This is a genomic window from Planktotalea sp. (assembly GCF_018607965.1).
Taxonomy (GTDB): Bacteria; Pseudomonadota; Alphaproteobacteria; order Rhodobacterales; family Rhodobacteraceae; genus Planktotalea.
The window spans coordinates 10,361-18,339 of sequence record NZ_JABBAM010000011.1 but is presented as its reverse complement, the minus strand read 5'-3'; the positions used below and the strand labels follow the sequence as shown (position 1 = coordinate 18,339).

General features: G+C 54.7%; 9 protein-coding genes. 2 read left to right on the top strand and 7 right to left on the bottom strand.

Going from position 1 to position 7,979, the window contains the following annotated elements; genetic code table 11:
• A partial coding sequence (locus tag QZ279_RS00725; protein ID WP_293446880.1) for a ComEC/Rec2 family competence protein occupies positions 1-1,291 on the top strand: 1,291 nt, incomplete at its 5' end.
• Here the strand turns inward: QZ279_RS00725 and lexA are convergent.
• The 6 genes from lexA to QZ279_RS00695 all read right to left on the bottom strand — a co-directional run bounded on the left by lexA (position 1,288) and on the right by QZ279_RS00695 (position 6,193).
• A complete protein-coding gene (gene lexA / locus QZ279_RS00720) occupies positions 1,288-1,986 on the bottom strand; it encodes a transcriptional repressor LexA (protein WP_293446878.1) in 699 nt (232 codons plus the stop codon). The genes QZ279_RS00725 and lexA overlap by 4 nt on opposite strands.
• Positions 1,987-2,065: 79 nt before the next feature.
• A complete protein-coding gene (gene glp, locus QZ279_RS00715; protein ID WP_293446876.1) occupies positions 2,066-3,238 on the bottom strand; it encodes a gephyrin-like molybdotransferase Glp in 1,173 nt (390 codons plus the stop codon).
• Complete coding sequence (moaC, locus tag QZ279_RS00710; RefSeq protein WP_293446874.1) at positions 3,235-3,711, bottom strand: cyclic pyranopterin monophosphate synthase MoaC; 477 nt, start codon at positions 3,709-3,711, stop codon at positions 3,235-3,237. The genes glp and moaC overlap by 4 nt, the downstream gene beginning before the upstream one ends.
• A complete protein-coding gene (gene trpC, locus QZ279_RS00705; RefSeq protein WP_293446872.1) occupies positions 3,708-4,526 on the bottom strand; it encodes an indole-3-glycerol phosphate synthase TrpC in 819 nt (272 codons plus the stop codon). Before trpC ends, moaC begins: the two co-directional genes overlap by 4 nt.
• Positions 4,527-4,595: 69 nt before the next feature.
• Positions 4,596-5,615, bottom strand: coding sequence for an anthranilate phosphoribosyltransferase (gene trpD, locus QZ279_RS00700; protein ID WP_293446870.1), 1,020 nt, complete (start codon positions 5,613-5,615; stop codon positions 4,596-4,598).
• A complete protein-coding gene (locus QZ279_RS00695) occupies positions 5,612-6,193 on the bottom strand; it encodes an aminodeoxychorismate/anthranilate synthase component II (RefSeq protein WP_293446884.1) in 582 nt (193 codons plus the stop codon). The genes trpD and QZ279_RS00695 overlap by 4 nt, the downstream gene beginning before the upstream one ends.
• 159 nt (positions 6,194-6,352) lie before the next feature.
• Here QZ279_RS00695 and QZ279_RS00690 point away from each other — a divergent pair, with 159 nt between their 5' ends.
• Complete coding sequence (locus QZ279_RS00690) at positions 6,353-7,771, top strand: polysaccharide deacteylase family 2 protein (RefSeq protein WP_293446869.1); 1,419 nt, start codon at positions 6,353-6,355, stop codon at positions 7,769-7,771.
• A 1-nt stretch (position 7,772) separates the two neighbouring features.
• On the opposite strand, the gene QZ279_RS00685 is transcribed toward QZ279_RS00690, so the two are convergent.
• A partial coding sequence (locus QZ279_RS00685; RefSeq protein WP_293446868.1) for a hypothetical protein occupies positions 7,773-7,979 on the bottom strand: 207 nt, incomplete at its 5' end.

Sequence of the window (7,979 nt, the reverse complement as noted above, 5' to 3'; positions counted from 1 at the left end):
TAATCTTGCGCATTTGCTCGCCATTTCTGGACTGCATATGGGGTTGTTGGCGGGGTTCGTGTTCACAGCTCTGCGCCTTGGTTTGATTCTTATCCCCTCAATCGCGGCAGGGGGACTGGCGAAAAAGCTTGCAGCCTTTGGCGGATTGATTGCAGCGGCGGGTTACCTTGGCCTCTCAGGCGGTTCAATCGCGACCGAACGCGCATTCGTGATGGCAGCGGTCACAGTGGGCGCGGTGATCCTAGAGAGGCGTGCGATCAGCTTGCGCGCGGTGGCCTTGGCGGCCCTTATCATCTTGGTGCGACGACCCGAAGCGATCACGGGGCCAGGGTTTCAAATGTCATTTGCTGCTACGACTGCTCTGGTCGTTGTTTTCACAATCATGAACAGGCGCAATGCAGGAAAAGCACCGCGCAATCCAATTGTGAGCATCTCGGTAGGAACGCTGATTTCCTCAGCTGTTGCAGGGTTTGCGACCCTTCCCATAGCTGCTGCACACTTCAACATGATCTCGCACTATGGCTTGCTCGCAAACCTCATCTCGGTCCCTTTGATGGGGGTTCTTGTGATCCCTATGGCGGTCGTGGCGGTGTGTCTGTTACCTCTGCACTTGGAGTGGATCCCTTTGATGCTGATGGGGTATGGCTTGGACTGGATCCTTGGCGTCGCGGACGCCGTTTCCCACTGGCCCGACGCGGTCAGCAAAGTGCCCGCACCGCCAGATTGGGCATTTTTCTCGCTTTGTCTTGGGCTGCTTTGGATGGCCTTAATGATGTCTAAGGTTCGTTTGGTTGGGCTCTTGCCGGTATGCATCGCGCTGCTGGTTTGGGCGCAAGTTCAACGCCCTGATGTACTGATTTCAGATACCGGAAGTTTGGTGGGTGTGCTGCGCGATGGCGGACGCGCATTGAGCAAAGAAAAAGGGTCGGGTTTTGTCGCAAGTGTTTGGCTTGAGAATGATGGTGACGCCATTTTCCAAAAGCGTGCAGCCGGGCGTTGGGAAGGGGGTAGGACTATCAATGCGGGTGGGCATTCAGTGCATGCCGCGTCTGGCAAGCGAGGGCTGGCAGGTTTCAAAGGCTGTAATCGAAAAGACATCGTTGTGTTTTCAGAAGCCTATAAAGGGGACGCGACATGCGAAATTTTCGACCGCAACCGCCTGCGCGAAACAGGCAGCATCTCGATTACATTTGATGAAAACGGAATTGCAGACATAACAACGGCCCGCGCTATGGCGGGCCGACAATATTGGGATACAAAAGCGCTACGTAAGGCGCGTTTTGGGCACTAATAGCTACGGATCAAACCGACCAAACGCCCTTGTACCTTAACCTGCTCGTGCGAGAAGAACCGCGTCTCATATGCTGGGTTTGCCGCCTCAAGCGCGATCGTGGTACCATTGCGATGGAAGCGCTTTAACGTGGCTTCTTGATCTTCAACCAGCGCCACAACGATGTCACCGTTGTCGGCAGTGTTGGTCTCGCGAATGACAACTGTGTCGCCATCATTGATCCCGGCGTCGATCATGGAATCGCCTTTGACCTCAAGCGCGTAGTGATTGCCAGCACCTGATAGCATTTGGCTGGGAACGGCCACGTTGTGGGATGCATGACTGATCGCTTCAATCGGAACACCCGCCGCGATTTGGCCCATCACTGGCAATTCCATCGCTTGGATCGCTTCAACAGGGCGCGCCTCACGTGGGGCGGGGGCGTCAGGTTTACCACCGGCCACAACACGCGGCACAAACCCTGCGGGTTTCATGCCCATACTCTCTGGCAGTTTCACGATTTCAATCGCACGCGCACGGTGGGCAAGACGGCGAATAAACCCGCGCTCTTCCAAGGCTGTGATCAAACGGTGGATGCCGGATTTCGACCGTAGGTCCAACGCTTCTTTCATTTCGTCAAACGAAGGGGGAACACCGTCCCGTTGCACGCGTTTGTTAATGAATTTGAGCAAATCTAACTGCTTTTTAGTCAACATGCTTGCATCCTCCTCGTGGTGCGGGTTTGTTTTGTTCTACGCTTGTTCTTGTTTTGTGTCAACTCAGTGTTCAACTTTGTTAAAGCGGAATGAAGCTGACTTTGTCGCCTGCGCGCCGCGCTGGATCATTCGGCGGGCGCAAAAGCAGCGCGTTTGCTTGGGCTAAAACGCTAAGAAGCGCGCTGTCTTGACGCTCAAATGGCGCTATCTTTCCGTCCGTGATTGCGGCGCGCATGTAGTGCGCTCGAGGGCCATTTGATGGGATATCTTCTTTAAGGGACGCTGTTTGGTGGGGCGTGGCATGTTTGCCCAATCCAAGCATTGTGCGCACAACGGGCATCACGAAAACTGTTCCACAAACCATCGCGGACACAGGATTTCCGGGCAGTCCGATCATCATTGCATCGCCTAATTTCCCCGCCATCAACGGTTTGCCGGGCCGCATTGCGACTTTGTAGAAAGATTGATCCATCCCTAGGTCTGCCGCTACACCGCCTACCAAATCGTGGTCCCCGACAGATGCACCACCAATGGTAATTATGAGGTCTGCGCCTTTTGCCATTTCGAAAGCCGTGCGAAGAGCGGGCAAGGTGTCATGTGCAATTGGCAGGATACGAACGATCGCACCCAACTGTTCCAGCATCGCGTTCAGACCAAATGTGTTGGACGCTATAATTTGGTCATCGCTGGGCGTTTCGCCGGGCATGACCAATTCCGTTCCTGTGGAAATTAACGCAATATCAGGGCGGCGTGTCACGGGAACGTGGGCGATGTTCATGGACGCAAGCAGGGCGATCAAGTTTGGTGTTAGAATTTGTGGTGCATCCAACGTTTGACCAACTTTGAAATCGGTCCCCGCAGCTCGGACAAAGGATTTGGTTTCTGTCGTCTCGCGAATAGTGATCTGGTCGCCGCTCGCGTCCACGTTTTCTTGGATCGCAACCCAATCTGCACCCCTTGGAACAGGAGCACCTGTGAAAATGCGTACCGCTTGGCCAGCCCTTACAGTCCCGTCGTACCTTGATCCAGCAGCCGCTTCGCCCATAATGGTAAGTGTCTGACCTGCCACATAATCTGCACTGCAAATTGCATAGCCGTCCATTGCAGACGCGGGGAAGGGAGGTTGATCACGCAGTGCTGCGACAGGTTTGGCGAGGACGCGGCCTGTTGCGTCTTTGAGGGCGATTTCTTCGATTACCAAAGGCGTGACAAGTGCGAAGAGTTGGGCGAGGGCGTCGTCTACCGAGATCATGATGCCTCGTAGCGCCCAGATTTACCGCCGTCTTTCAGCGTTACGTGAATGCCTCCGATTTCCATAGTCTTATCAACGGCTTTTATCATATCGTAGACCGTCAGGGCTGCTGTGCTCACCGCAGTTAGCGCTTCCATCTCGACGCCGGTTTGGCCTGTGGTTTTAACCGTTGCCGATATTTGAACGCCGGGTAGATTAGCATCTAGCTTAAGGTCAAGCGAGACCTTTGCGATCGCAAGCGGGTGGCACAAAGGGATCAGATCGGGGGTTTTTTTGGCCCCCATAATCCCCGCGAGTTGCGCGACACCAAGGACATCACCCTTCTTCGCAGTGCCGCCTGAGATGATCGCGAACGCCTCAGCGCTCATGCGCACCCAGCCGGCAGCGGTCGCTACGCGGGATGTGATGTCTTTGGCAGACACATCGACCATATGCGCCTCGCCTTTGGCATCAAAGTGGGTCAGCCCGCTCATGCGCCCATGCCTGCATTACCCGTTGGCATGCGCAGTAAATTGCGCGTTGCAGTTTCGACATCGTCTTGGCGCATCAGGCTCTCTCCAATCAGGAATGTGCGCGCGCCGTAACGGGCCATGTCGGCAAGGTCTTGGGATGTGAACAGCCCGCTTTCTGAGATGATTAGGCGATCTTCTGGCACCATGCGGCTAAGTTCTCGCGTGGTGTCTAAAGACGTTTCGAATGTTTTCAGATTGCGGTTGTTGATGCCCATAAGGGGGGATTTCAACATCGAAGCACGCTCTAATTCTGCGGCGTCGTGCACTTCTAAAAGCACATCCATGCCCCAACCGAAAGCGGCGTCTTCTAGTTCGGCGGCTTGCGTGTCGGAAACCGACGCTAAGATGATCAAAATGCAATCGGCCCCGAGTGCGCGGGCCTCAGCGACTTGGTATGTGTCGTACATAAAATCTTTGCGCAGTGCGGGCAGGGCGACCGCATCGCGTGCGTCACATAAGAATTGCTTGGCCCCTTGGAAGCTGGGTGTGTCTGTGAGGACGGATAAACAGGTTGCCCCGCCGCGCTCATAAGCTTGTGCAAGTGTCGCCGGATCAAAGTCTTCGCGGATTAAGCCCTTTGAGGGCGAAGCTTTCTTGATTTCAGCAATCAATCCATAGCCTTCAAGAGACGCGCGCATCAGAGCGTCCGCAAAGCCACGCGGGGCGCTCGCAGATTTTGCTTCGGCTTCGACATCGGCCAAGGGTTTGGCGCGTTTGTCAGCTTCAATTTCTTCTAGCTTATAAGATTTGATGCGATCTAGGGCAGTTTGTGTCATTCGACGTCCTATTCAAAGCGCGATTTTTCTCGAAAAATCGGGGCGACAATTTTTCTGGAAAAATTGCTTTTATGTCTGTGGATGCGTGGCTTTTGCCAACGCTTCAATTTTGCGCTTGGCGGCACCACTATCAATACTTTCGCGGCCCATGTCAGCGCCTGTTTTAAGATCCTTGGCTTTTCCCGCGACGACCAAAGCAGCAGCCGCGTTCAACAAAACCGCATCGCGGTAAGCGCTTTGGATACCATCTAACAATGCGCGAAAGGCTATTGCATTTTCTTGCGGTGTTCCGCCCATGATATCCTCAAACGGATGCATAGGCAGGCCGGCATCTTCGGGGTTCACTTCGAATTCAGTGACAGCACCGTTTTCTAAAGCAGCCACCCATGAAACGCCTGCAATGCTGAGCTCGTCCGTGCCATCACTCCCATGCACAAGCCATGCTTTTTCAGATCCCAGCTGGCCCAGAATTTCCGCCATCGGGCGGATCAGGTCGCGACGGTACGCGCCGGTCAATTGCAGCTTAACACCCGCTGGGTTGGTCAAGGGACCGAGGATATTGAAGATCGTGCGCGTCCCAAGTTCGGCGCGTGTTGGCATCACGTGGCGCGTTGCAGGGTGGTGCATCGGGGCCATCATAAAGGCGATGCCGCACTCATTTAACGCGGCCTCAACCACATCAACACCGACCATGACGTCGATGCCCATTTCCCCAAGCGCATCAGCCGCACCTGATTTTGAACTCAAGTTACGATTGCCATGCTTTGCGACTGTGACGCCTGCACCCGCAACAACAAAGGCCGTTGCGGTTGAGATGTTCAGCGTTCCTTTGCCATCACCACCCGTGCCGACGATATCCATCGCACCTGCGGGCGCTTCCACAGCATTGCATTTGGCGCGCATGACTGAGGCGGCCGCGGCGTATTCGTCAACCGTTTCACCGCGCGTGCGCAGGGCCATTAAAAGCCCACCAATCTGGCTAGGCGTTGCTTCGCCTGTGAACAGGATTTCAAAGGCGGCTTCAGCCTCCGCGCGCGATAATGCGCGGTCGGCGGCGGCGTCAATCAGGGGCTTTAGCGCGTCACTCATGCAGGAACCTTCATTGTATTTAGGAAGTTTTGGAGCATAGCATGTCCATGCTCGGAGCGAATGGATTCGGGATGAAATTGCACGCCGTGAATGGGCAAGTCGCGATGTTCCAGACCCATGATAGTACCGTCGTCTAGTTCCGCTGTGATCTTCAAGACGTCGGGCAAGTTTTCGCGCTCAACGACCAAAGAATGATACCGCGTTGCTGAAAACGGGCTTGGCAGGTCTTTGAAAAGACCGTCATTGCTATGCTTGATGTGACCCATCTTGCCGTGCACGATTTCGTGGCAGCGCACGATCTTACCACCAAAAGCTTGGCCAATGCTTTGATGGCCCAAACACACGCCCATCAACGGCATCTTGGTTTCAGCGGCCAGTGCCACCAAATCCATACAAATTCCGGCATCTTCGGGTGCGCGTGGACCCGGGGACAACAAAATGCCCGCCGGATTCAGCGCCATCGCGGCGCGCGCTGTCATGGCATCGTTGCGAATAACTTTCACAACCGCGCCCAGTTCGCCCAGATAATGTACTAGATTATACGTAAAGCTGTCGTAGTTATCGATTAAAAGCAGCATGGGTAGTCTCAATTCATCAAATGCAGGTGTCATTAACACCCCAGTTGCGCCCTACATGCTCAGGACAGCGCACAAGGGTCAAGAGGCCCCTTGTCTTGGGGCGTGCAAAGGGTCAAACTTGCAGATGAAACAAGCATAGCGGTTTAAGGCGGGTCTACTGTGGCAAGAGGTGTGTTTTCAGGGGTTATTTGGGGCGGCGTTGTTGCCGTGGTTGGCGCGGGCGGTCTTTCACTGGCCTATCCCGATTTTAAACCGGGCGCTGTTGAAATGGCAGAGCGAAGCGTTCGCGCAATCACTGCAGAAACACCCCAAGCCGGACCTGTCGAGGCAATCATAGTTGAGCCTTCCGTAAGTGAAGAGATGATGCCTACTGACGGTGTGTCAGAAGAAATGGCGAAGGTTGGTGAGGCTGAGCCAGAGGTTATGGAGCCAGAAGCCATGACTGATACGGCGAAAGAGGCTGTAAATGAAACACCCGAGCTTGCAGACGAAACACCCGAGATAGAAACCGCAGGTGAGGAGCTTGTGAATGAGGACGCCTCTGAAGAGTCCGCAGTCGCAGAGGCTGTAAAGACAGACGTGTCGTCAGCGAGCACTGAAATCGCGGCTGAACCTGAAATCGATGAAGTTGAAAAAATTGAGCAAGAATTTGCTGACGCAGAAGTAGAAACAGAAGAAGCCGAAATTGTTGATCCGATCGCGCCAGAGCCCGACACAGCAACAACCGAGATCGCCCGAGAATCCCAGAACATCACCGATGAGATCATCGCAGCACTACCAAAACCAGAGGGCACAGTCGGTAATCTCGCGCCGGCGGTAACCATTGGCCGCTTGCCATCTCTTGCCCAAGAAGACGACGAAACAGCTGACGCGGACGCCGTAAGCGCTGTGGCTCCGCCTCCAATTGAACGCTTCGCCGTTCCATTTGAACTCATTGGCTACAAGCCTTTGATGGCGATTGTTCTGATCGATTCAGGGGATGGTGCGCTTGGCGTAGAAGCCCTGGAATCGTTCCCTTATCCATTGACGTTTGCGGTTGACTTCAACGGCCCTGATGCGACTGCACGGATGCAGACATACCGTGACAAAGGATTTGAAGTTCTAGCGTTGGTGGATTTGCCGCGTGGGTCAAACCCATCTGATGTTGAAGTCGCGATGAGCGCATATTTGGCGGCTATTCCAGAAGCCGTGGGTATCTTGGAGGGCGTCACGACGGGGGTTCAATCCAGCCGCGAGATGGCGGATCAATTGACACAGATCCTATTGGATAGTGGCCACGGGATGTTGCTTCAGGCGGGCGGCTTGAACACAGCGCGTAAACTGGCTGCCCGTGAAGGTATTCCCGCGGCAACGGTCTTTCGCGATTTTGATGGCAACGGGCAATCGGCCAGCGTGATGCGGCGCTTCTTGGATCAGGCGGCGTTTCGCGCCGGACAAGAAGGCGGCGTGGTCATGATGGGGCGTTTGCAAGCTGAAACCATTTCAGCACTGCTGATCTGGGGCCTTGCAGATCGCGCGAACCGCGTCTCCTTGGTTCCCGTTAGTGCGGTCTTACTGCAAGAAAACGCCCAGCAGTAGCTTACAATCGGTCTGCGAAGAGGCGGGCGCGGGCTGCATCATCTGGTTGGATTATCACATCCAAGGCGTAGCACTCTTGTTGAAACCCATCGCGCTCACGCGGGTTGGCGTTTTCGATGGCCCAAATGCAATAGCCCATCGCCGCGTGATTTGATGCAAACGGAAAACGGGCTTTGATGATCAACTCAGCCATATTCACACCCGCTTT